Source organism: Corynebacterium sp. HMSC061H03, from assembly GCF_001838215.1.
GTDB classification, from domain to species: domain Bacteria; phylum Actinomycetota; class Actinomycetes; order Mycobacteriales; family Mycobacteriaceae; genus Corynebacterium; species Corynebacterium jeikeium_D.
Genome location: NZ_KV836075.1, coordinates 118,430 through 142,123, shown reverse-complemented (window position 1 = coordinate 142,123; position 23,694 = coordinate 118,430). Strand labels below are relative to the sequence as shown.

Sequence of the window (23,694 nt, the reverse complement as noted above, 5' to 3'; positions counted from 1 at the left end):
TCATGACTGAATCCCGCCGCAGCCGAAAAATTCTGACGAATCGGCGCGGCGGGTTTTCGCTGCCACCATATGATTCCTTCAATCTTGGAGATCATGTCGGCGATGACCCGTCCGCAGTCGAACGCAACCGCCAGCGCTTGGCCGATTCTCTGGGAATCGACCGTGCCCGCTTCGTCTATATGGAGCAGCTTCACACCAACACGGTCACCGTCGTCAACGAACCACAAACTGAGCCTGTCCCGGCCACCGACGCCATCGTCACGACCACGCCGGGTCTCGCGCTGGTAGTACTCGTTGCCGATTGCGTTCCCGTCTTGCTTTCCGACGATCATGCGGGTGTCGCCGCTGCGGTACACGCGGGGCGAACCGGCGCCCGCAACGGAATCGTTCGTAAATCTGTCGAGAAGATGATTGAGCTCGGTGCCGTGCCCGAGAATATCCATGCGCTTCTCGGTGCGGCGGCTTCTGGCCACAATTACGAGGTGCCTGAGTCGATGGCCGATGACGTCGATAAGCATTTACCCGGAGCGAAGACGCGAACGAAGCAGGGGACTGACGGTGTCGACGTGCGCGCCGGCCTGATGCGTCAGCTCTATGACCTCGGTGTACGGCATGTCAATGTCGAGCCCAGCTGCACTATTGAAAGTGAGCAGTACTTTTCCTACCGGCGGGAGGGGAAGACTGGCCGTCAGGCGGGCATCGTAATCCTGCCTGAGCAGGGCTAAGTTTCAAAGTTGTAATTTTGGCGCGCCAAATTTGCGCGTGTCTATGCGATATTGCCAACCCAGCCGGTAGGTTGTGGGTAGCACAGACTTAAATTCGCACACTAAGAAGGACGTAGCAGAAGATGGCTGATTTCTTCCGTGGGGTTTCAAATTTCTTCGGTCTTACCCCGACTGATGACGCGGCTTACGACGAGCACTACGACGAGTTTGACCGCCGTGACGAGGAGCGTTTTGATGACTCCTATGCCGACTCGCGTCGTGCGGAGCGTCACCGCTACGAGCTGCGCGAAGAGGCTCCACGTGAGGCTGCAAGTGTGAACTCCCGCGAGGAGGACTACCGCTACGGCAACCTGCACTCCGTTGCTGAGACCAAGGAACCGGAGCAGGTCTTCATCAAGCCGGAAAGTGGTTTCCAGGACAAGTACTCCAAGGCTCCGGACATCGGTTCGCACTTCCGTGACGGTGACATTGTCACCTTCGACCTGAGTGAGCTTGACCCATCTGAGGCTAAGCGCTATGTCGACTTCGTTGCTGGACTGGTTTTCGGTCTGCGCGGTCGAATCAAGGCTGACGGCTCCGTGTTCACCCTGTACCCGCATGGCTGCGATGTCAACGAGGGCCAGTTCGACCGGATGTCCGGCTAGTCAGCCGGCTCGCATGGCTTGTTAGTGTTTCGTATTTCGATTAATTAGCTAGACTGTTTATTCGTGTCTTCACTACTGCTAGTTCTGCTAATCCTGCTGAAGCTTTTCACCTATCTGCTGTTGGCTCGCATTGTGATTGAAATGATTCAGTCATTTTCTCGCTCTTGGCGACCAGGCAGGGTGTTTTCGTCGATTGGCGAAGTTGTTTTTGTCATTACCGACCCGCCGGTGAAGCTGTTGCGCCGACTCATCCCGCCTATGCCGATGGGCAACGTGATGGTGGACATGTCTGTGCTTGTTTTGTTCTTCATCCTTATGATTCTGCGAATGGTGCTGCAGGTAGCTCTCGGCGCGGTGGCGTAAATATCGCTAACTGTTTGCTTGGGATCCACAATGTGGATTTCGGTGGAGCTGTGTTGTTTTGACTGTCCCGAATGCGATGTTCTCGGGCATTGAATTGCCGCCGGGGGTGTTAATCGGGGGCAACAATAGGAACCCGTTGGGGATTGTAATCCCCAATGGGTTTTTATTGTGTCGGGGGTAAAGTTCTGTGGCTAAAGGTGCAGGGTAAGGGCGAGGTTTAACGTTTTACTAGAACTTTGCCATTGGTTAGAACGTGGGGGATAGAGTCCTGCCCAAAATAAATGGGGTGAGGACTGTGACTAGAGCAGGTAGGATTGGCCGGGTAAACAGTACTACTGGAAATAATTCTCTTAAGATTTCTTAAGAACTGTCCGCTCAAAGTGTTAGGGGAACTCACCATGCCGTTGACTCCGGCTGATGTGCATAATGTGGCTTTCAGCAAGCCTCCGATTGGCAAGCGTGGTTACAACGAGGACGAGGTCGATCAGTTCCTCGACCTCGTGGAGGACGCACTGGGTGAGCTCCAGGATGAAAACGCTGAGCTGCGCCAGCGGGTTGAGGACCTTGAGGGTCAGCTAGAGCAGGGTGGCGGCGCAGACTACGCTGCTTCCGGTGCTGCCGCTGCGGCGCCGGCTGTCGATGAGGACAAGCTGCGCAAGGAAATTGAGCAGGAGCTGCGCGCTGAGTACAACGAGCGCCTGAGCGCTCAGCAGCAGGAGATTGAGGCTCACTACCAGGATCGTCTGGATGCTCTTGAGAAGCGTGCTTCTGAGGCAGAGGCTTCTGCACAGCAGGCTTCCTCCGCAGCTGCGGAGCAGCCGCAGGCAGTTGCAGCAAGCACCGGCACCGAGTCGCAGGAAGTTAGCCTCCGCGCTGCTCGTATCCTGCAGGCTGCTCAGGACACCGCTGATCGCGTCACCACTGACGCCGACGCTGAGGCCAACAAGCTTGTCACCGAGGCTCGTGAAAACGCTGACCGCACCGTGGCAGAGGCCAATGAAGAGGCCGAGCGCACTATCACCAACGCTCGCAATGAGGCAGAAGCAACTTTGGCTGATGCCAAGAAGCGCAGTGAGCAGCTGTTGGCTGATGCCCGTAACGAGTCTGAGTCGACCCTCACTGACGCTCGCCAGCGCAGCGAGCAGATGATCAGCGACGCAGACGCTCGCTCTAACGCCACCATCACCGCAGCGCAGCAGAAGGCAACCGCGCTGCAGGACGATGCAGAGCGCAAGCACCACGAGATCATGACCACCGTCAAGGAGCAGCAGACCGCTCTGGAGGGGCGCATCGAGGAGCTGCACATCTTCGAGCGCGAGTACCGCACTCGCCTGAAGACCTTCCTGGAGTCCCAGCTCGACGACCTGAACTCTCGCGAGTCGGCTGCCCCGGCCGACGGCTACAACAACTAATTACGTAGCCAACACGTAGAAAACCACCACGCTCGGCTCCCCAGGGAGGGGAGGCAGAGCGCGGTGGTTTTTGCTATCTTTCCCTGCGAACCAATCGCATTCTTTGTTCCGGTCAGGGTTGTAGTAGTTGCCTGAGACACTGCTATACTGACGACCATACGCGCAATGAGCCGGCCATCACCGGGGAGCGTTTCGGAAGAACAGTCCAGTAGAAAATGGGCCCAGTAGAACCGAACGGTTTGGCACCGTTACAAAGCCTTATTAAATAAGCGGGCTATCGCGTGAAGCCGCATGGTTCTTGTTCGCAAGAACCGTCGTAAAGCGTGATGCCAAGCGGGGTGGTACCGCGCGAGACTCCTTTTCAGCGTCACCAGTACCAACGCTGAAGGGGCTAGGCATGCGTCCCCGTGGTGAGTATTAATGATGTTCGACCACGGAAGTGACGTAGAAACGGTGTCTAATTCGAACGATGTAAATGCCTCTGCTGAGGCCACTCCGGCAGGTGGCGCGTATCCGCGCACTGCTGACTTTGGTAAGTACACCTCCAGCCCGAAGTTTCCGGAACTGGAGGAAAAGGTTCTGGAGTACTGGGGCAAGGACAGCACTTTCCAGGCCTCTATCGATCAGCGTAATGGTGCTGACGAATACGTCTTTTATGATGGCCCGCCGTTCGCCAACGGTCTACCGCACTACGGTCACCTGCTGACCGGTTACGTCAAGGACATTGTTCCGCGTTACAAGACCATGCGTGGCTACCAGGTTGGTCGCGTCTTTGGCTGGGACTGCCATGGTCTGCCGGCTGAGCTGGAGGCAGAGAAGCAGCTCGGTATTAAGGACAAGGGCCAGATCGAGGAAATGGGTCTGGCTAACTTCAACAAGTACTGCGCTGAGTCGGTGCTGCGGTACGCGGGCGAGTGGAAGGAATATGTCACTCGTCAAGCGCGTTGGGTTGATTTCGACGGCGGATACAAGACCATGGACATGAGTTACATGGAGTCCGTGATTTGGGCCTTCAAGGAGCTCTACAACAAGGGCCTGGTCTACCAGGGATTCCGCGTGCTGCCGTACTCCTGGGCAGAGCACACCCCGCTGTCCAACCAGGAGACCCGCCTGGATGACTCCTACAAGATGCGGCAGGACCCGACTCTGACCGTGACCTTCCCGTTCACCGGCGCCAAGGCAGGCTCGGCAGCGGAGAAGACGCTGGCGGACAACCCGGTGCTCGCTGACACTGCAGCTATCGCTTGGACCACCACGCCGTGGACGCTGCCGTCCAACCTTGGTCTGGCCGTGAACCCGAAGGTCACCTACGCCGTAGTTAAGGTCGGCGAGGATTCCTCCGTGCCGGAGTTTGCAGGTAAGACCTTCCTGCTGGCAGAAGCGCTGATTGGTGCCTACGCCAAGGAATTGGGCAAGGAACACGAGGTCGTGGCTACCTTCGCTGGTGCTGACCTGGAAGGTCTGACCTACCAGCCGATCTTCGACTACTTCGCAGATCACCCGAACGCTTTCCAAATCATGGTGGCCGATTATGTCACCACCGAGGACGGTACTGGTGTGGTCCACCAGGCGCCGGCCTTCGGTGAAGACGATATGAACACCTGTAATGAATACGGCATTGATGTCATCATTCCGGTGGACATGGACGGTAAGTTCACTTCGCAGGTGCCGGAGTACCAGGGCAAGTTGGTCTTTGACGCCAACAAGGACATCATCCGTGACCTGAAGGCCGCTGGCCGCGTCGTCCAGCACCGCACCATCGAGCACTCCTACCCGCACTCCTGGCGTTCGGGCGAGCCGCTGATCTACATGGCACTGCCGAGCTGGTTTGTGTCCGTTACCAAGATCCGCGAGCGCATGGTGGAGCTCAACCACAACGAGATTGAGTGGATGCCGGAGCACGTCCGCGACGGTCAGTTCGGCAAGTGGCTCGAGGGCGCACGTGACTGGAACATCTCCCGTACCCGCTACTGGGGATCGCCTATTCCGGTGTGGGTTTCCGACAACGACGAGTACCCGCGTGTCGACGTCTACGGTTCCCTCGATGAGCTGGAGGCGGACTTCGGCGTTCGCCCGACCACACTGCACCGTCCGGAGATTGACGAGCTGGTTCGCCCGAACCCGGACGACCCGACCGGTAAGTCCATGATGCGCCGCGTCCCGGATGTCTTGGATGTCTGGTTCGACTCCGGTTCCATGCCGTTTGCGCAGTTCCACTACCCGTTCGAGAACAAGGAGTGGTTCGAGTCCCACGCACCGGCCGACTTCATTGTGGAGTACATCGGCCAGTCCCGCGGCTGGTTCTACCTGCTTCACGTCCTGTCGGTTGCACTGTTTGACCGCCCGGCGTTCAAGAAGGTCGTCGCCCACGGCATCGTGTTGGGCGATGACGGCAACAAGATGAGTAAGTCCAAGCGCAACTACCCGGACGTCAACGAGGTCTTCGACCGCGACGGCTCCGACGCCATGCGCTGGTTCCTCATGTCCAGCCCGATTCTGCGCGGCGGCAACCTGATTGTCACCGAGCAGGGCATTCGCGAGGGCGTGCGCCAGGCGCTGCTGCCGATGTGGAACGCATACTCGTTCCTGCAGCTCTACGCTTCCAAACCGGCCGAGTGGTCGGTAGACTCCGACAACATCCTGGACAAGTACATCCTGGCCAAGCTTGCAGCAACCGTCCGTGCTGTTACTGAGTGCCTGGACAACACTGACATTGCTTCTGCCACCGATGAGGTCCGTCAGTTCTGTGACGCACTGACCAACTGGTACGTGCGCCGCTCCCGCGACCGCTTCTGGGCCGGCGATGTCAAGCACCCAGAGGCCTTCAATACCTTGTACACGGTGCTGGAGGTTCTCACCCGCGTGGCTGCTCCGCTGCTGCCGATGGCCACCGAGGTCATCTGGCGCTCGCTCACTGGCGGCCGCTCGGTGCACCTGGAGGATTGGCCGGACGTCGACAAGCTGCCGACCGATGACGAACTCGTTGAGTCCATGGACATTGTCCGCAATGTCTGCTCGGCAACATCGCGCATCCGCAAGGCCAACCAGCTGCGTAACCGCCTGCCGCTGAAGAAGCTGACCCTGGCATTCCCGGATGCCGAGCGTCTGCGTGAGTACACCGACATCGTTTCCTCCGAGGTCAACGTCGACAAGGTGGAGTTCACCTCCGACGTGGACTCGGTGGGACGATTCGAGGTCTCCGTCAACGCTCGCGTGGCCGGTCCGCGCCTGGGTAAGGACGTCCAGAAGGTCATTAAGGCTGTGAAGTCTGGCAACTATGAGGTTGTCGACGGCGCGGTTGTCGCCGATGGCATTCCGCTGCAGGAGGGCGAGTACACCCGCAACCTGGTCGCGATCTCGCCGGATTCCACCGCTGAGGTCGACGGCGTCAATGGCCTGGTTGTGCTCGACACTGAGCTCGACGAGGACCTGGAGTCCCGCGGTTGGGCCGCTGACCGCATCCGTGGTCTGCAGGATGCCCGCAAGAACGCTGGCCTTGAGGTCACCGACCGCATTTCGGTGAAGTTGCAGGTGCCGGCCGAGCGTGAGGAGTGGGCCAACCGCCACGCTGACCTCATCGCCCGCGAGGTTCTCGCAACCGCTTTCGAGGTCGTCGCTGGCGGAGAGTCGCTGAGCTACGACGTGGCGGACGGCTGCTCGGCGGATATTGCCAAGCAGTAGGGGAGAGTAATCTCTATGCCGACTTCCGGGCGGTGGGTTCTGCACATCGACATGGACGCGTTCTTCGCGTCCGTCGAGCAGCTCACCCGCCCGACTCTGCGCGGGCGGCCAGTCCTCGTCGGCGGACTGGGCGGTCGAGGTGTGGTCGCCGGTGCCTCCTATGAGGCCCGCGCGTACGGCGCGCACTCGGCTATGCCGATGGCTCGCGCACGTCGTCTCATGCCACCGACCGCAGTGACGGTCAGCGCGCGCAAGGGCATCTACGGGCCGGTGTCGCGCCGCGTGTTCTCTGTAATCCGCGAGCGCGTGCCCGTGGTCGAGCAGCTCAGCGTCGACGAGGCTTTCATGGAACCCGAAGAGCTTCAGGGAGCCTCGAAGGAGCAGGTCATTGCCTGGGCGGAGCAGCTGCGGGCAGATATCCGGCGGGAGACCGGCTTGGCTTCGTCGATAGGCGCGGGCGCGGGCAAGCAGTTCGCGAAAATTGCGTCAGGCCTGGCGAAACCCGATGGCGTGTACGTGCTGGACCCCGCACGCAATCACGAGCTTCTACACCCATTGCCGGTAGAGAAGCTCTGGGGTATTGGCCCTGTCACCGCTGCGAAACTGCACACGCTGGGCGTGGAGACGATCGGTGATTTTGCCGCCATGTCCCAGCGCGATGTCGAGGTTTCGCTGACATCCAAAACCGGTGTGATGCTGTGGCAGCTGGCGCAGGGGACAGATGACCGGCCGGTTAAGGAGCGCGATGTCGCCAAGTCTGTATCGGCGGAGTACACCTATCCTGAGGATTTGGAGTCGCAGGCCCAGCTCCACGCCGCCGTCGATCGCGCGGGTGAGTCCGCTTTTCGACGGCTCAAAAAAGATGGCCGTGGTGCCCGCACCATCACTTGCAAGGTGCGTCTGTCCGACCTGAGCATCCATACCCGATCTGAGACACTCGCCTATGCCACACAGGATTTCGACACCCTTATGGCAGTGGCGCACCGAATCGCGTTCACGCCCGCGGAGGTCGGCCCAGTGCGACTGGTGGGCGTCGGTTTCTCCGGGCTGGATTCGCACATACAAGAAGTCCTGTTTCCTGAGCTCGACCGCGCAATCACCGTCGAAGATCGAGTGCCAGCACCTGCGCTTTCCGACGCTCCCGCCGGCCTGGTCGAGCTATCTGGAACCGGTGCGTTGCCGACCGTTCGGCTTTCCGACTCCAAGTGGGCACCCACCTCGGACGTACACCACAGCGAGTATGGACATGGTTGGGTGCAGGGTTCGGGGCACGGGATTGTGACTGTCCGCTTTGAAAGCCGCACCAGTGGCCCCGGGCGCATGATCACGCTGAAGGAGGACGACCCGGAGCTGCGTCCGTGCTCCGCGGTGTGCAGTTTGGACTGGCCGGAGTGGCTGGCATCCGATGAAGCAGCAGCTCTCGACTTGCCGCAACCTGAACGGGAAAGCGAAGACGAACTCGGCCCCGACGCGGATGCTTGATGCGGTTGCCTGCCTCGATGCCGTTCGCAGCGCTCTGTTTATGCGCTGTCCGTAAACTGGGGCACTATGACTACCGCATCCCGCATTGCAGAGCTCGAGGCAGCTCGCCGCGCCTCGTTGCGCAACACCGATCGAGATCCGAATCCGTCGACCACACTTCCCGCCGACGGTCTGGATAACCGCCAGCGCATGCTGAACGGTCAGTGGTATATCGCCGATCATCCGGAATCACAGGCTCTGAATGTGCGAATTGGCCAGGTGGCCGCTGAATTTGAGGTCGCATTCCGCGAAGACCAGCAGGCAGCACAGCAAGTGCTAACACCGGCACTGGGGTCTTTCGGAGAGAGCAGCACCGTTCGCCCGCCGATCTACCTGGACTACGGCGATAACATCCACATCGGCGACAACGTTTTCATCAACTTTGGGCTCACCGCACTTGACGTGGTGAAGGTGACAATCTGCGACTATGCGCAGCTCGGACCCAACGTACAGCTGCTTCCACCAGTACACCCACTGGGAGCTGAGGCCCGCGCCGCTTATCTAGAGTCTGGAGATGGAATCATCATCGGACGCAATGCCTGGATCGGTGGCGGAGCCATCATCCTGGGCGGTGTTCACGTCGGCGACAATTCTGTGGTCGCCGCGGGTGCCGCGGTGACTAAGGACGTTCCCGCGGGCGTAGTTGTGGCTGGAAACCCGGCGAAAATCATCCGCATCATCGAGGCGTGAATTAGAACAGCGCCTGCGGATGCACATTCGCAGCCAGCGCGGCGGCGAGAATGATGCGCGCCTGCGGTGCATGCACGCAACCAGCGCTAATCACACCGTGCCGAGCCAGCGTCGCACCGCCACCGGCACCGCCGTAGGCGGCGTGGACATCACCGCGCGGAACGCGCGTTGCCATCACGACGGTCACATCAGCCGCAATGGCCCGGTCAATGGCAGCGGCAAACTCATCGGAGACATTGCCCGACCCCAGGCCCTCTACGACAATGCCGCGTGCACCGGCGGCGACTGCCGAATCCAGCAGTGATCCATCTGCACCCAAGTAGGCGGGGATAATCTCTACCTTCGAGCCCGCCAAAGCCGCCAGAGGCAGCGGATCTGGACGAACCGGCTCTTCCGGTGCATTAGTGGCAAAAGCCAAAGGATCGGTTGTGTGCCACTTCGTCGCACCTCGTACCGGCAAGACTGCGTGGCCAAAGACAATAAGAACGCCAATTCCCTGCGCAGAGGCATCGGAAGCAATGGTCACGGCCTCAAAGAGGTTCCCCGGTCCGTCGGTTTCCGGATGATCATAGGGAAGTTGTGCACCAGTAAAGACAACCGGACGCGAGTCAGCATGGAAAAATTCGGCAGCCATGGCCGTTTCCTCCATCGTGTCCGTGCCATGAGTTACGACGACACCGTCCACGGAGTCGTCGTCAAGCACTTCGTGAATAGTGGCGAGAATACGGTCAACGTCGGTGAACGCGAGATTCGACGAGTCCAGCATCCCGAGCTCACGAACCTCCAGCTCTAACATGCCCTCGGGATAACGCTGCGCGACCGCGGCGACGAGCTCCGTGCCCGAGATGGTCGGGGTTAGCGCACCGCTGCGATCCGTGGTGCAGGCGATGGTGCCGCCGGTGGTGATGACAACGATTCGGCGAGGGGAGGCCGTGCTAGACGAGGTCGAGCTAGCCGGGGAATGATCCTGAGTCGACATGTCCACCATCTTACCCAGGCGATGTTTTGGCCTTGTGTAGGATTATGGAAGGCGTGAAGCCAGCGAATCTTCATGCAGATTTTATTGGAGTAGTGCACATATGAAAGTCCCCTGCAACCAGCGCGTTAGCGGAATGCGTTGGCGCACAGCGCGTGGTGTGACAGTAGCGGCGATGGTCTCGGTCAGCGCACTTGGGCTAGCTGCCTGCGGTGGTGGCAATACTGCAGCGCCGACGACTGAATCGAAGACATCCAGCTCGGCGGAACCCGTCATCATGCTGCCGACGCGCGCAGAGCTTAACGACGTCCTCGCACGCCTTATCAACCCCGATTTACCTATCGAGGAAAAGGCGCTGACCATTGAGGACGGCGATACTGCCGGCGATTTCTTCGACATTGTCACCAATAGTGCCAATGAGCAGGAAATCAGCTTTGATGTCATTGATCCGATCACGCCCGGCTTCACGACGAAGCAGGCCGTAGCCGGTGTCAATATCCTCCGCCCGGAGGAAGATCCGATGCTCGTGGATCAGGTGGACTTCATTTACAGGGATGGCCGTTGGATGCTGAGCAAGGAATGGGCCTGCAACCTGGCATCGACGCTTGATCCGGAGCACAAGCCTGGGTTCTGCCTCGCGCCGGGCGAAACCCCTCCGCCGCCGCCTGAGCCGGAGGAAGAAGCCCCAGTTGAAGAGGCTCCGGTTGAGGAGGCCCCAGCACCGGTCGAGGAGCCAGCCCCGGCTCCGGCGCCCGAACCACCCGCTGAGGAAGTTCCGCCACCCGCGCCTGAACCGCCGGCTGAGGAGGTCCCGCCACCGCCAGCTCCGGCTCCGGCGGAGGACGCGCCTCCTCCGCCTCCACCGGCTTAGGTGCCGTTGGCCCAGACATCACAGCCTAGCCCGGTCGGGTGCACTGGGGCAGACAAAAGAAAGTGTCTAGGTTTATGACAGTTCCGCCCATTTTTTGGGAAGAAAAGTGACATAAACCTAGACACTTTCTCGTCTTCTAACCTTGCGCTGGCCAGAGCTATTTCTTCTGGGCTACTTCTTCGACCCGCTGCCGTCCTTAAACTCCAGCCCGCGGTGCGTCTGCTGAGTGATGCGCACATCGGAGTTGCCGTCGCCGTAGGTCACGGAGGTCACAAAGTCGATGTTGCCCTTCATCGGAAGCGGCTTAGTCAGGTCGATGGTGACGCGGTCGGCAAGCATGTCAGTCGTGGCCTCGACAACCTTCAGTGCACCCTCGCCGCCAGTGTCCAACTCGGTGACGGTCGGCACCTGCTTGACATCGACCTTCAAATTAACAATGTCGCCCGCACGGCTGAGCAGGGTATAGGTCACCTTCTGCGTCATCGTGGTCTGGCCTTCGACCTCGCTTTCGACCGTCCAGGTTGCATCCTTTCCGATGTCCTCGGAGGGGAAGACGATAGGTACGGAATGCAGCTGTTGCAGCGCCATCTCCACACCAGCGCGAGCGGTGTCGGTCGCCTTCTCCGGCGCTCCCAGTTTGAGTTCCTTGACCTCACCAGTGGCCGTTGTTGACCAATCAGAGATAAAGCCCTGCGCGGTCGCGATATCCTCATTCAGCTCATCGTTGGAGCCGTGTGGCTTACCCACCTCTGACGTCACCACACGAGTATCGTTATCGCTGGTAACAGTGCTGGTCAGGGGGATTTCCAGGCGGGTGTCCGGGAACGTCTGGTCGCTATCGGCGTTTCCGCCACGCTGCGCGAAGCCCTGCGTCACCGCCACGGTCGACTCCTGCTCTGCACCGTCGTCCTTCCAGCGCACGCTCGCCAGCTCACCGCTACCAGCACTGGTCAATTCGACCTTGGGTTGTGCAACGTCCACGGGTTGCGTTTCCACCGAGCTTTCCGACGAGCACGCGGCCAGTGACACCACAGTGGTAGCGGCAACAACAGCGGTGCCGACCCTCGCCAGCAGGCCATGCTTGGTGTGACCAGGTTGGTCGCTGCGGCTAGGTCGACGGAACCACGAGGAGGTGGATTCTCCTGCACGTCGTAAAGCAGAGGAGGCCGGAACAAACTGAGATTGGAAACGTCGAGTCACACCGGTTAGCGTACCGGTTTCGTGGTGGATAGGAACCACCCGGGCGGTGTCAGTTGGCTGAATATGGGTTTGTTAGGCCATTATGGGACAGTGACTAAGAAGGAAACGAGGACATATTTCCCGCGGCGGGGGATTCTCGCTGCGGTTATTGTGTCAGTTGCGATCATTGATCAGCTGACCAAGATTATTGCTTTGAAGACTCTCGATGGCCGTCCTGCGGTGCAGGTCATTGGCGATCTCTTCGAGTTGCGGCTCGTTTTTAACCCCGGTGCAGCCTTTTCCTTTGGCACGAACGCCACCTGGGTTTTTACCACGTTGCAGCTGGTTTACATCCTGGCTGTGATGTGCTTTTCCCATTGGTTGCGCAGTCCTATATCGGCGACTGCGGCGGGGCTTATTGCTGGTGGTGCGCTGGGAAACCTCATCGATAGGCTGTTTCGGGAGCCCGGTTTCTACGTCGGCCACGTCGTCGATTTCCTGTCGGTTAAGGGTTTTGCCGTATTTAATATCGCGGACTCCGCGATTACAGTGGGCGTTATTATCCTCGTTATCTGGATGGTTTTTTCCAAGGAGCCGGATCTCTTCGCTGATCAGATTGCGATGGAGAAGAAATCTTCCCAGACGGATCAGAAGCAGTCGGCGGAGGGAGGACAGCAGTGAACGACAATGCAGTAAATACCGGTGCAGCACTCGGGGGAGCGCACCAGCCCGACCGAGAAACCCGGCAGATGCCCGTTCCACCGGGCTTGGCCGGTATGCGGGTAGACGCCGGTGTGGCTAAGTTGCTGGGACTCTCGCGCACAGCGGTGGCTGATTTGGCAGCGGCTGGGGACATCACGGTCGATGGCGTGAGCGTTGGTAAGTCCGACCGATTGGAAGAAAACGCTTTCCTCTCAGTGTTGTTGCCGCCGGTGGAAAAGCCATTGGTTCCCAAAGAGGAACTCGTCGAGGGCATGGACGTGCTCTACCACGACTCCGATTTGGTGGCTGTTCACAAGCCTGTCGGTGTGGCCGCACATCCGTCGGTCGGTTGGGAAGGCCCAACGGTTATCGGCGGACTGGCGGCTGCTGGTTTCCGCATTTCTACCTCCGGTCCGCCCGAGCGAAAAGGCATCGTGCATCGCCTCGATGTTGGCACCTCTGGCGTGATGGTTGTCGCCTGCTCCGAACGGGGCTACTCCGTGCTCAAGCGGGCGTTCAAAAACCGTGAGGTGTCCAAGACCTATCACGCTCTGGTTCAGGGGCATCCGGATCCGCTGTCGGGGACAATTGATGCGCCGATTGGCCGTCATCCTTCGGCGGGTTGGCGCTTTGCCGTCCGCCAGGATGGCAAGCATGCTGTGACGCACTACGAAACGCTTGAGGCCTTCGCCCCAGCAACGCTGCTGAAGGTGAATCTAGAGACTGGGCGCACGCACCAGATTCGCGTGCACTTCTCTGCGTTGAATCACCCATGCTGCGGCGATCCCATGTACGGTTCCGATCCGGCATTGGCCAAGCGGCTGGGGCTCAACCGCCAGTGGCTTCACGCGGTCTCGCTTGGTTTCCACCACCCGGCAGATGGGCGCTGGATGGAAATCGAATGTCCATACCCAGATGATTTGAACCACGCATTGGAAGTTTTGAGGCAGAGCGCATGACGCAGACCCCATCGGGATCCAAGAACCCACCACGCCGTGAAACTCGCGCGAAAAGCACTGGTGACGGCAGTATTTCGCCAGTGATGGCACTGATCTCTGGTTTCTGTGTTGTCGTATTGGTGATTGTTTTAGCAGTCGCTTCGACCTCCGATCGGGTAAGCAAGCCGCAAAATCTCAACGGCGATGCTCTCGGCCCGGACCCGTGGGAAGCAACCGAGCAGTACGTAGAGCGTGCCGACGAGTCCCTCGCGAATATGAAGAAAGAGGACTACCGGCTAAAGACCGGCCAGCCAGTCGTGGAGGACCCGAAGTTCTGGGCGATGGTGACTTTTGACCGGCTGCTCGATGCGCAAGAAGCGGCGCAGGTCTATGAAAAAGAGCCCTCTCTGCGAGTATCGACTGCAATCATCGGCGGTGTGAGCACCCGGTATTTGCCGCAGCCGAGTAAAACAGCGAGCGAAGAAAAGCTGCTGCAAGATCAGCTGGAGTTAGCGGCTGCTTACGCAGACGTCGCGATTGACGACGAACGGCTCGGCTTCAACGGGTTACTGGTCTATGGTGACGCTGAATCGTTGATGGATGTCAAGAAAATGCCCGATGTGAAAGCTGTCGAGGCGCTGCCATCAGATGCGGCGCGTGGCCGTTTTGGTATTCGCCCGGTGCTGAGTTCCGGCTTCACGGATAAAGATCCGCTCTTTGCGCCGGGGCTGAGCCAGAACTAAGCGGCCAGACCTAATAGAAGCCAGGACTAAGCGGCCAAGTCCAAACGACTAGGATGAAGCGGCTAGAACTCTGCCGCCAGTACGCAGTTAGTTTCAACGAGAACGAAAAGGAGTCAGCCAACAGTGATTCAGGCATTCGGTGCGTACCTTTTGTGGGCGCTGTTTCCGCTCTATTTCCCCTTGCTGGAACCAGCAGGGGCCGTAGAGATTTTGGCGCACCGATTCGTCTGGACCCTTGTCTTTATGGTCATTGCCCTCAGCTTCATGCGCGCATGGCCAGAGCTGAAGGCCGCGAGTGCCAAGACCTGGGGCACTATTTTTATTGCCGCACTGTTGATCTCCGTCAACTGGGGGGTGTACGTCTACCTGGTCAACAATGGGCAGGTGGCGGAGGCCGCGCTCGGCTACTTCATCAACCCGCTGGTCAGCGTTTTGTTGGCGATGATTTTCTTCCGTGAAAGCATCTCGCGGTTGCAGCTCGGCAGTGTCATCCTGGCAACCATTGCGGTCATTGTTCTCACAATTGGTGTGGGACATCCGCCGTTGGGTGCGCTGGCGCTGGCGTTCAGTTTCGGTTTTTACGGACTAATGAAGAAGCGGGTATCGCTTTCCTCCGCAGCTTCGCTGACGGCCGAGTCCGCCGTAATCACACCGATTGCGCTGGCATACATCCTCTGGTTGACCTACAACGGGCAGAGCACCTTTACCTCCGAAGGAACTGGTCACGTGCTGCTCATGATGAGCGCCGGTGTTGCTACCGCCATTCCGTTGCTTCTCTTCGGCGAAGGTGCCAAACGCCTGCCGCTGGCCACCTTGGGTCTGATGCAGTACCTGACTCCAGTTCTCCAAATCACCCTGGCAGTCACTGTGCTGGGCGAGGAGCTCGAACCGGAGCGCTGGATCGGATTCTTCATCATCTGGGGTGCCGTCGCGCTGTTCATCTGCGACCTCATCCTGAAGATGCGCCGGCAGCGTCGGGTACGCCGGGAACTCCACAAGGCCGGTGTTGAACCGGCCCCGGTTTCCGCCGATGCCGCCGACCAGACGGATGGGGCGGTTACCCGGGACGTCGTAAAGCCGGCAGATAATTAGCAGAAAAGTTCGCGCAGGTGCTCGTTGAGGAAGATTCCCTGCGGGTCGACCTTTTCCCGTAGTGCCTGGACCTCGCCGAACAGCGGATAACGTTCCGCGAAATCCTCCGCGCGAAGCGTGTGCAATTTGCCCCAGTGCGGGCGACCTTCGTGGGCCTTGAAAATCGGCTCGATGAGGTTGAAGTACTCTCGGTAGTTTTCCTTCCAGTAGCGGTGGATGGCGATGTAGGCACTGTCGCGACCGTACGCAGTGGACAGGGCCACATCATCGGCTTTCGCGGAGCGCACCTCGATGGGGAAAGAGACTTTCATCCTCTTGCGGGCAATTGCGTCGTGGATTTCCCCGAGAACATCGGAAGCAGCCTCGAGCGGGACGGAGTACTCCATCTCGGAGAAACGCACTCGGCGCGGCGAGACAAAGACCTTGTGCGCCTCGTTGGAGTAGCGGCGCTCTGGCACGGTGTTGGTGGCAATCCGGTTGATGGTATCGGTCGTAGCGGGAATGGCCTTAGCAATCTCGCAGCACGCCAAGAGTCCCATGTTGTTGACGACTTCGTCGTTAAGATACGTACGCGCGCTGCCCAGGCGCTGCTTCAGGCTATTGCGGCTCGGGCGGCGGTGGCGCTGCGGTTCAATGCGAGTATTGTGCTTGACCAGCGTCTCGCGCTGTCCCGGGAACCAGAAAAACTCCAGGTGGTCAGCTTCTTTGCAGCGCTCGGCGAAACTCTTGCGCAGGGAATCAAACTCTTCGCGGTGCTCGTCGGCGTGCAAATCAAACGCTGGCACGACGGACATCGTGACCTCCGTAAGCACGCCGAAGACACCCAGTCCCAGCCGGCCGAGGCGGTAGAGCTCGCCGTCGATTCCCTCAGCGTCCGGATGGCAGTGCCTGACGACGCCATCCGCGGTGACAATCTTGAATCCTTTCACGGTGCCCGCGAAGCCGGTGAATCCAAGCCCGGTGCCGTGTGTGCCAGTAGAGATAGCACCGGCCAGCGACTGCGGATCGACATCGCCCTGGTTGGGAAGTGCCCAACCGAGCGGGCGCAGAATACCTGGAGTGTCGCGCAGGCGAGTGCCGGCACGCAGCGTGGCGGTCTGGTTGGCGGCGTCGAGTTCGACCAGACCAGAGCAGCGGTCGAGTTGAATGCGGTGCCCATCGGTGGTGGCCACGGAAGTAAAAGAATGACCGGCCCCCAGCGGGCGCACCGTAGTCCCTTCGGTCTTCGCCGCTTTAATTACCGAGATGACACCCTCATCATCGTGCGGCTGATGAGTGTAGGACGGGGTGCACGATTGCGTGTGCGCCCAATTGCTCCAATGCGAGTTGGCGACGGCTTTCGCCTGCGCACGCCGACGTACGCGTGGTACTCGGGACTCAACTGTAGAGACTGTGAAGCGGGCGTTGTTGTGTGAATTGCTCATGTGAAGATCAATCCCTTTCCTCGGTACGTGGGCCAGTGGGCGATGATGGTGCCATCTCGAACTGCAATGACTTCTTGTGTGTGTTCGGCTATTTCGCCGGCCTTGGCGTGGCGGAACCACACGGGATCTCCCAGCGAAATTGCGTCGGCGGTCTTGCCGAGCAGCGGAGTCTGCACCTCACCTGGGCCTTCCTCTGCCGCGTAGCGCAGGTCAGTGGGGTACCAGGGGGTTGGCAGCCGGTCAGCTCCCGCCGGCCCAGAGGCAATTCGACCACCGCCGGACACCGTGACCACGCCCTTCTTAGGACGTCGCGTCGCCGGCAACACAAACCAGGACGCCGGGCGCAGATTGAATGCACGATAGTTATCGAAGAGGGTTGGTGCCAGGAACCCCGACCCCGCCGCTGCCTCGGTGACTGCGGCCTCGGCGCACGTCGACTCCAGCGACCCCGTGCCACCACCGTTGACAAACTCCAGCGGCCCCGCCACTTTCTCGACTGCAGCGACAACTTTCTCGCGGCGCTTTGCCAACTCCTTCTTTGAGACGGCCTGCATCACTCGAATTGCGCGCGCACGCAGGGATTTTCCGGCATCGCCCACCCCGGCAATGTGCCCCTCATACATCATGATTCCGGCCAGCTGCAGCTCCGGGTGGGCAATGATCTGCTTGGCAAACGCAGCTGCCTGCTTCGGCGAGAACAGGCTTGAGCGCAGCGTACCGATATGCACGCCGGGGAGGGGACGAAAGGATGCGTCGACGTCCATGCACACGCGGATTGGCGCATTTTCGCTTGCCGACGACGCCAGCGCCTCCAGATGCTCGGGACGGTCAACCATGACGCAGATGGCGGCACGCGCTGCATCATCGTCGGCAAGCTCTGAGATAGCGCGGGCGTCAAGTGTTGGGTAGGCGACGACGATGTCGTCGCTAATGCCTTCTCGGAATAGGTACAGCGCCTCTGCCAGCGAATATGCCAGCACGCCCTGGAAACCGGGGAAGGCCAGGACGTGCGAAATAAGCTGTGGAATGCGAATCGATTTCGAGGCCACGCGGATAGGCATCCCGTTTGCACGGCGGAGCATATCGCGGGCATTGGCTTCGACCGCCGCGAGGTCGACGACGACTGCAGGAAGGGAAGTGCAGTTAAGCAGCGTGTCGGTAGCTAGTGGCGGGCGGGCTGTCTGGGGCGTCTGTGGCGGCAGCGCTTCAGGCAGGTGAGACATCGATGTCGGAGCCGGGCGGGATGTGTCCGAGGACTCCGGGGCAGAAGCTCGAGAAAGTTTCATGCCCTAAAACGTAATCATTGAAAACCTGTACTGTCTTTGATTTTGAAAAGAAAGTCAGAATTTTCCAGGTCTGCGCCCTTTTAGACCAGCCAGCTGTAGCGGGCGGCATCCATGTTGGAGGTGATGACATCGCCATCGATGAGGTAGCCGGCGGCAACTGGGCGGCGGTCGATGGTCGCAAGAACCTCGTCCAGCTCGGGCTTGGGGAAGTAGGTGAAGTGGCCATCGGAAAGTGGTGCGAACACTGTATTGCTCCTTTGGTTCCTTGCTCGAGGGCAGTGCGTTTCTTTGTGGCCGCGAGGAAATATGAGGACTTCCTCACGAACTGTGATGTCGAGTATTGTCAACTGGTTTTGAAAAGTAAAGGAAAAGTAAGAGTGATGTTGCACACGTCTTTAGCTATAACTGTGCAGGCATAAGGGGCTGCTTCATTTTGGGTGTTCGAAGGAATCTTGTTCAGTCCGGGGGATTGTCTACAATCTGGACTCATGGCTAACTCCTCCTTCGTGCACCTCCACAATCACACCGAGTACTCCATGCTCGACGGTATGGCGAAGATTGATTTGCTTGCCGACGAGGTTGCGCGACAGGGAATGCCTGCGGTCGGTGTCACCGACCATGGCAATATGTTTGGCTCGAATGCGTTCTATCGGCAGATGAAGTCCAAGGGCATCAAGCCAATCATCGGCATTGAGGCATATATGGCGCCGGAGAGCCGTTTTAATAAAAAGCGCATTCAGTGGGGTGAACCGCATCAGCGTCGAGACGACGTCTCGGGTCGTGGCTCCTACTTGCACCAGACCATGTTGGCTGCGAATGCGCAGGGTCTGCGGAACCTGTTCTACCTGTCGTCGATGGCATCGTATGAGGGACAAATTAGTAAGTACCCGCGTATGGATGCCGAGTTGGTGGCAGAACGCGCCGAGGGCATTATCGCGACCACTGGTTGCCCGTCGGGTGATGTGCAGACGCGTCTGCGTCTGGGCCAGTTCGACGAGGCTCTGCAGGCCGCCGGTATGTGGCAGGACATCTACGGCAAGGAAAACTACTTCCTTGAACTGATGGATCACGGGCTGGATATCGAGACCCGTGTGCGCAGTGAACTACTGGAGATTGGCCGGAAGCTGAACTTGCCGCCGCTGGTTACGAATGACTGCCACTACGTCACCCGTGACCAGGCCAAGGCTCACGAGGCCATGCTCTGTGTGCAGACGGGTAAGACGCTCAATGACCCGGACCGTTTTAAGTTCGACGGTGACGGTTACTTTATTAAGTCCGCCGAAGAAATGCGTGCGACCTGGGATCATCTAGTCCCGGGTGCCTGCGATAACACGCTGCTCATCGCAGAGCGCGTCGAGGACTACGACGAGCTGTGGGAGGAGCACCCGCACGATCGCATGCCGAAGGCGGACGTTCCGGAAGGGGAGACGCCGACGACATGGCTGCATCACAACGTGATGGAGGGGCTGCGCAAGCGCTTTGAAGGGCGCGAGGTACCGGAGGAGTACATCCGGCGCGCGGAGTACGAAATTGAGGTTATTGACGGTAAGGGCTACCCGTCGTACTTCCTTATCGTTGCGGAGTTGATCCGCCATGCCCGTGAGGTGGGCATCAAGGTCGGTCCGGGGCGTGGTTCCGCTGCCGGTTCCCTGGTTGCATACGCGACGTGGATTACCAATATCGACCCGATTGAGCACGGTCTTCTCTTCGAGCGATTCCTGAACCCAGAGCGTCCGTCCGCGCCGGATATCGATATCGACTTCGATGACCGCCGCCGCGATGAAATGATTCGCTACGCCGCCGATCGCTGGGGCGAAGACAAGGTGGCGCAGGTGGTCACCTTCGGTACGGTGAAGACCAAGCAGGCTCTGAAGGACTCGGCGCGTGTGCAGTTCGGTCAGCCGGGTTACCAGATTGCAGACCGCATTACTAAGGCGCTGCCACCTGCGATTATGGCTAAGGACATTCCGCTGAGCGGTATCGTCGACCCGGAGCACCCTCGCTACGGCGAGGCCGCCGAGGTCCGACAGCTTATTGAAACCGACCCGGATGTGGCTCGAATTTACGAGACGGCTCGTGGCCTCGAGGGCGTCGTTAGGCAGACCGGCGTGCACGCCTGTGCCGTGGTGATGGCGTCGGTGCCACTCTTGGATCACATCCCGATGTGGAAGCGACAGGCTGACGGCGCGATCATCACTGGCTGGGACTATCCGGCGTGTGAGGCTATCGGTCTGTTGAAGATGGACTTCCTGGGTCTTCGAAACCTGACGGTTATCGGTGACTGTATTGAGCACATCAAGTCCAACCGAGGCGAGACAGTTCTGCTCGATGACCTTCAGACCGATGATCCGAAGGTCTATGAGCTGCTGTCGCGCGGTGACACCCTCGGTGTGTTCCAGCTCGATGGTGGCGGAATGCGTGAGCTGCTCAAACGCATGCAGCCAACGGGCTTCGACGACATCGTGGCATCGCTGGCGCTGTACCGTCCGGGGCCGATGGGTGTGAACGCGCACTTTGACTACGCGGATATTAAGAATGGTCGCAAGCCTTATAACGCCATCCACGCGGAACTGGATGAGCAGCTGAAAGAAATCCTGGAAGAAACACACGGCCTGATCGTGTACCAGGAGCAGATCATGAAGATCTCGCAGAAGCTGGCGAATTACACCGCGGGCCAAGCAGATGGTTTCCGTAAGGCCATGGGTAAGAAGAAGCCCGAGGTGCTGGCCAAGGAGTTCGTGAACTTCGAAGGCGGCATGTTGGAAAATGGTTTCTCTAAGGATGCTGTCCAGAAGCTGTGGGATATTATTCTGCCCTTCGCCTCGTACGCGTTTAACAAGTCTCACGCGGCGGGCTACGGCCTGGTGTCCTACTGGACCGCGTATCTGAAGGCCAACTACACCGCTGAGTACATGGCGGCGCTGTTGACCTCGGTGGCGGATGATAAGAACAAGCTGGCTATTTATCTGTCGGACTGTCGACACCTTGGCATTAAGGTGCTGCCGCCGGATGTCAATGAGTCGGGTATGGACTTCGAGCCGGTCGGTGAGGATATTCGCTTCGGCCTTGGCGCTATCCGCAACGTCGGCCATGATGTGGTCGCGTCGATTGTGAAGACGCGCGAGGAGAAGGGCAAGTTCACGTCGTTCTCGGACTACCTGGACAAGATTGAGACGCTGCCGTGTAACAAGCGCATCACCGAGTCGTTGATTAAGGCCGGCGCTTTCGACTCGCTGGGGCACCCACGAAAGGGCCTTGCGCTCATTCACGAAGAGGCCATTGACTCGGTGCTGTCGACCAAGAAGGCTGCAGACAAGGGACAGTTCGACCTGTTTGCGGGCTTCGGTGGGGAAGAGGACACCGGATCGGAGAGTATCTTTGAAATCCGTGTGCCGGATGAAAAGTGGGATCGCAAGCACGAGCTGACCCTGGAACGAGAAATGCTGGGCCTCTATGTCTCCGGTCATCCACTCGATGGGTTCGAAGAATCGCTGGCCGCGCAGACCGATACCGCTTTGACCACGGTCGTCGGTGGGGAAGTCGCTAACAACACCGAAATCACTATTGGTGGCATTGTCTCTAGCGTTGACCGTCGCGTGAATAAGAACGGCCAGCCCTGGGCGATTATCGGTATTGAGGACCACAACGGCGCGCGCGTGGAAGTTATGGCTTTTGCGAGAACCTACGCGATGATTGCCACCAGCATTGCTGAAGACGCCATCGTGCTTATTCGTGCCCGCGTTCAGTACCGCGATGACCGCATGAGTGTGGTCTGTGATGACCTGAAGCTGCCGGACCTTGGTCGCAATGGCTCCACTTCGGCGCCGCTGCGTCTGACCATGCGCACTGATCAGTGCACTCCGGAGATGATTGCCAAGCTGAAGTCAGTACTGCTGGACAACCCAGGCGACTCCGACGTTTACCTCAAGCTTGTCGACGGCGATTCCCACACCACTTTGGTTCTCGGCGAGCACTTGCGGGTCGACCGGGACGCCAGCTTGATTGGTGATCTGAAGGCGACGATTGGGGCCAGCATTTTGGGGTAGCTTATCGCGGCCCTGATTGTCGCAACCGGTTGTATGACCGAGTAGAGTCATAGCTCATGAGTGAGAATTCTGTGCCTGCTTCCCAGACCGAACGCCGACTTGTTCACGCGGCCGATATTCAGATTGCGCAGGCACGAATTTCTTCGGTTATTGCGGCCACTCCGCTGCAGTTCAGCCCACGTCTTTCCGAAATCACCGGTGCAAAGGTATTCCTCAAGCGGGAAGACCTCCAGGACGTGCGCTCGTACAAGATTCGCGGTGCCTACAACGCCATGGTTCAGGTTACCGACGAAGAGCGAGCAGCAGGCGTCGTTGCGGCATCTGCAGGAAACCACGCTCAAGGCGTGGCATATGCCTGCCGCCAGCTGGGTATTAAGGGGCGCATCTATGTGCCCAATGCCACGCCGAAGCAGAAGCGCGACCGTATCGCTTACCACGGCCGCGATGCCGTTGAGATTGTCGTTGTCGGGGACTCCTTCGATGAGGCCGCCGCTGCGGCGCGTGCTGACGCACAGCGCACTGGTGCCACCATGGTGGAGCCATTCGACTCCTTCAACACCATCGTCGGACAAGGCACTGTCGCAGCTGAAATTATTGCGCAGCTCTCCGGTCAGGGGTTGACTCTGGATACCATCTGCGTACCGGTCGGTGGCGGTGGTCTGCTCAGCGGTGTCACCTCTTACCTGTCGGATATGTCGCCGAACACCCAGGTCATGGGTGTGGAACCTGCGGGTGCGGCCTGCATGCGCGCAGCCCTGGAGAACAATGGCCCGATTACGCTGGGGCACACCGATCCGTTCGTCGATGGCGCCGCGGTGGCCCGTTTCGGTGACCTGCCATGGCACATCCTGGAGGCCAACCGCAACCGCGTTCATCCGATGATTGCGCCGGAGGGCGCGGTCTGTGAGGCGCAGCTGGATCTCTATCAGAACGAAGGGATCATCGCTGAGCCGGCCGGTGCGCTGTCTGTGGCAGCTCTGGAGCAGATGCAGTTTGAACCGGACGAGGTTGTTGTCTGCATCATCTCGGGCGGTAATAACGACGTGCTGCGCTATGCCGAGATCATGGAGCGCTCGCTGGTCTACCGCGGCCTCAAGCACTACTTCCTGGTCAACTTCCCGCAGAAGCCCGGCCAGCTGCGTATGTTCCTCAGCGATGTTCTCGGCCCGGATGACGACATCTCGCAGTTCGAGTACCTCAAACGCAACAACCGCGAAACTGGCGCGGCTCTTGTCGGTATTGAGCTACGTCGTGCCTCTGACCTCGAGGAATTGCTGGCGCGCATGGATGCCTCGCCGCTGAAGTGCCGCCGACTGGTACCCGGCACACCAGAGTATGACTTTTTGACCTAGACTTGCTGGGTCCAGCTGGGAAACCTCCGAGGAAGTCCTCCCAGCTCCG

Annotated in this window: 19 protein-coding genes; 14 read left to right on the top strand and 5 right to left on the bottom strand. The window is 59.3% G+C overall.

What is annotated here, in order from left to right:
- Positions 1-2: 2 nt before the first annotated feature.
- The 7 genes from pgeF (at position 3) to HMPREF2787_RS07330 (ending at position 9,036) form a co-directional block, all read left to right on the top strand.
- Entirely contained in the window at positions 3-725 is a 723-nt protein-coding gene (pgeF, locus tag HMPREF2787_RS07360; RefSeq protein ID WP_070858907.1) for a peptidoglycan editing factor PgeF, read from the top strand.
- Between the two features lie 122 nt (positions 726-847).
- Positions 848-1,369, top strand: coding sequence for a cell division protein SepF (gene sepF, locus HMPREF2787_RS07355; protein WP_070833944.1), 522 nt, complete (start codon positions 848-850; stop codon positions 1,367-1,369).
- A 63-nt stretch (positions 1,370-1,432) separates the two neighbouring features.
- Positions 1,433-1,732, top strand: coding sequence for a YggT family protein (locus tag HMPREF2787_RS07350; RefSeq protein ID WP_048731166.1), 300 nt, complete (start codon positions 1,433-1,435; stop codon positions 1,730-1,732).
- Positions 1,733-2,130: 398 nt separating this feature from the next.
- Positions 2,131-3,144 carry a DivIVA domain-containing protein gene (locus HMPREF2787_RS07345; protein WP_049170271.1) on the top strand — a complete coding sequence of 338 codons (1,014 nt, stop codon included), beginning with the start codon at positions 2,131-2,133 and terminating at the stop codon, positions 3,142-3,144.
- 420 nt (positions 3,145-3,564) lie between these two features.
- On the top strand, positions 3,565-6,825 hold the full coding sequence (ileS, locus tag HMPREF2787_RS07340) for an isoleucine--tRNA ligase (RefSeq protein ID WP_083276346.1): 3,261 nt from the start codon (positions 3,565-3,567) through the stop codon (positions 6,823-6,825).
- 15 nt (positions 6,826-6,840) lie between these two features.
- Complete coding sequence (locus HMPREF2787_RS07335) at positions 6,841-8,307, top strand: DNA polymerase IV (RefSeq protein WP_070429553.1); 1,467 nt, start codon at positions 6,841-6,843, stop codon at positions 8,305-8,307.
- A gap of 66 nt (positions 8,308-8,373) precedes the next feature.
- Complete coding sequence (locus tag HMPREF2787_RS07330; protein ID WP_083326674.1) at positions 8,374-9,036, top strand: DapH/DapD/GlmU-related protein; 663 nt, start codon at positions 8,374-8,376, stop codon at positions 9,034-9,036.
- A gap of 1 nt (position 9,037) precedes the next feature.
- Here the strand turns inward: HMPREF2787_RS07330 and HMPREF2787_RS07325 are convergent, their stop codons facing one another.
- Positions 9,038-10,024 carry an asparaginase gene (locus HMPREF2787_RS07325; protein ID WP_083326673.1) on the bottom strand — a complete coding sequence of 329 codons (987 nt, stop codon included), beginning with the start codon at positions 10,022-10,024 and terminating at the stop codon, positions 9,038-9,040.
- Positions 10,025-10,148: 124 nt separating this feature from the next.
- Here HMPREF2787_RS07325 and HMPREF2787_RS07320 point away from each other — a divergent pair, with 124 nt between their 5' ends.
- Positions 10,149-10,883: a WKL family lipoprotein gene (locus HMPREF2787_RS07320; RefSeq protein ID WP_224433258.1), complete on the top strand. Its 735-nt coding sequence runs from the start codon at positions 10,149-10,151 to the stop codon at positions 10,881-10,883.
- Between the two features lie 171 nt (positions 10,884-11,054).
- On the opposite strand, the gene HMPREF2787_RS07315 is transcribed toward HMPREF2787_RS07320, so the two are convergent.
- Positions 11,055-12,083, bottom strand: coding sequence for a hypothetical protein (locus tag HMPREF2787_RS07315; RefSeq protein WP_242451342.1), 1,029 nt, complete (start codon positions 12,081-12,083; stop codon positions 11,055-11,057).
- Positions 12,084-12,173: 90 nt separating this feature from the next.
- Between HMPREF2787_RS07315 and lspA the strand changes: the two genes are divergently transcribed.
- The 4 genes from lspA (at position 12,174) to rarD (ending at position 15,537) form a co-directional block, all read left to right on the top strand.
- Complete coding sequence (gene lspA, locus HMPREF2787_RS07310; protein WP_070858939.1) at positions 12,174-12,743, top strand: signal peptidase II; 570 nt, start codon at positions 12,174-12,176, stop codon at positions 12,741-12,743.
- Between the two features lie 68 nt (positions 12,744-12,811).
- Positions 12,812-13,723, top strand: a complete 912-nt coding sequence (locus HMPREF2787_RS07305; RefSeq protein WP_042389388.1) for an RluA family pseudouridine synthase — start codon at positions 12,812-12,814, stop codon at positions 13,721-13,723.
- Entirely contained in the window at positions 13,720-14,445 is a 726-nt protein-coding gene (locus HMPREF2787_RS07300) for a hypothetical protein (protein ID WP_049170281.1), read from the top strand. The genes HMPREF2787_RS07305 and HMPREF2787_RS07300 overlap by 4 nt, the downstream gene beginning before the upstream one ends.
- A gap of 123 nt (positions 14,446-14,568) precedes the next feature.
- Positions 14,569-15,537: an EamA family transporter RarD gene (rarD, locus tag HMPREF2787_RS07295; protein WP_070858905.1), complete on the top strand. Its 969-nt coding sequence runs from the start codon at positions 14,569-14,571 to the stop codon at positions 15,535-15,537.
- Here the strand turns inward: rarD and HMPREF2787_RS07290 are convergent.
- The 3 genes from HMPREF2787_RS07290 to HMPREF2787_RS11080 all read right to left on the bottom strand — a co-directional run bounded on the left by HMPREF2787_RS07290 (position 15,534) and on the right by HMPREF2787_RS11080 (position 18,492).
- Positions 15,534-16,961: a D-arabinono-1,4-lactone oxidase gene (locus tag HMPREF2787_RS07290; protein ID WP_070858904.1), complete on the bottom strand. Its 1,428-nt coding sequence runs from the start codon at positions 16,959-16,961 to the stop codon at positions 15,534-15,536. The genes rarD and HMPREF2787_RS07290 overlap by 4 nt on opposite strands.
- Positions 16,958-18,247: an alanine racemase gene (locus tag HMPREF2787_RS07285; protein ID WP_070858903.1), complete on the bottom strand. Its 1,290-nt coding sequence runs from the start codon at positions 18,245-18,247 to the stop codon at positions 16,958-16,960. The genes HMPREF2787_RS07290 and HMPREF2787_RS07285 overlap by 4 nt, the downstream gene beginning before the upstream one ends.
- A gap of 80 nt (positions 18,248-18,327) precedes the next feature.
- On the bottom strand, positions 18,328-18,492 hold the full coding sequence (locus tag HMPREF2787_RS11080; protein WP_016422979.1) for a hypothetical protein: 165 nt from the start codon (positions 18,490-18,492) through the stop codon (positions 18,328-18,330).
- A gap of 243 nt (positions 18,493-18,735) precedes the next feature.
- Here HMPREF2787_RS11080 and dnaE point away from each other — a divergent pair, with 243 nt between their 5' ends.
- Entirely contained in the window at positions 18,736-22,293 is a 3,558-nt protein-coding gene (dnaE, locus tag HMPREF2787_RS07280) for a DNA polymerase III subunit alpha (protein ID WP_016422978.1), read from the top strand.
- 56 nt (positions 22,294-22,349) lie between these two features.
- Positions 22,350-23,645 (top strand): threonine ammonia-lyase IlvA, encoded by a 1,296-nt coding sequence (gene ilvA / locus HMPREF2787_RS07275; protein ID WP_049190440.1) that lies wholly within the window; start codon positions 22,350-22,352, stop codon positions 23,643-23,645.
- Positions 23,646-23,694 lie beyond the last annotated feature (49 nt).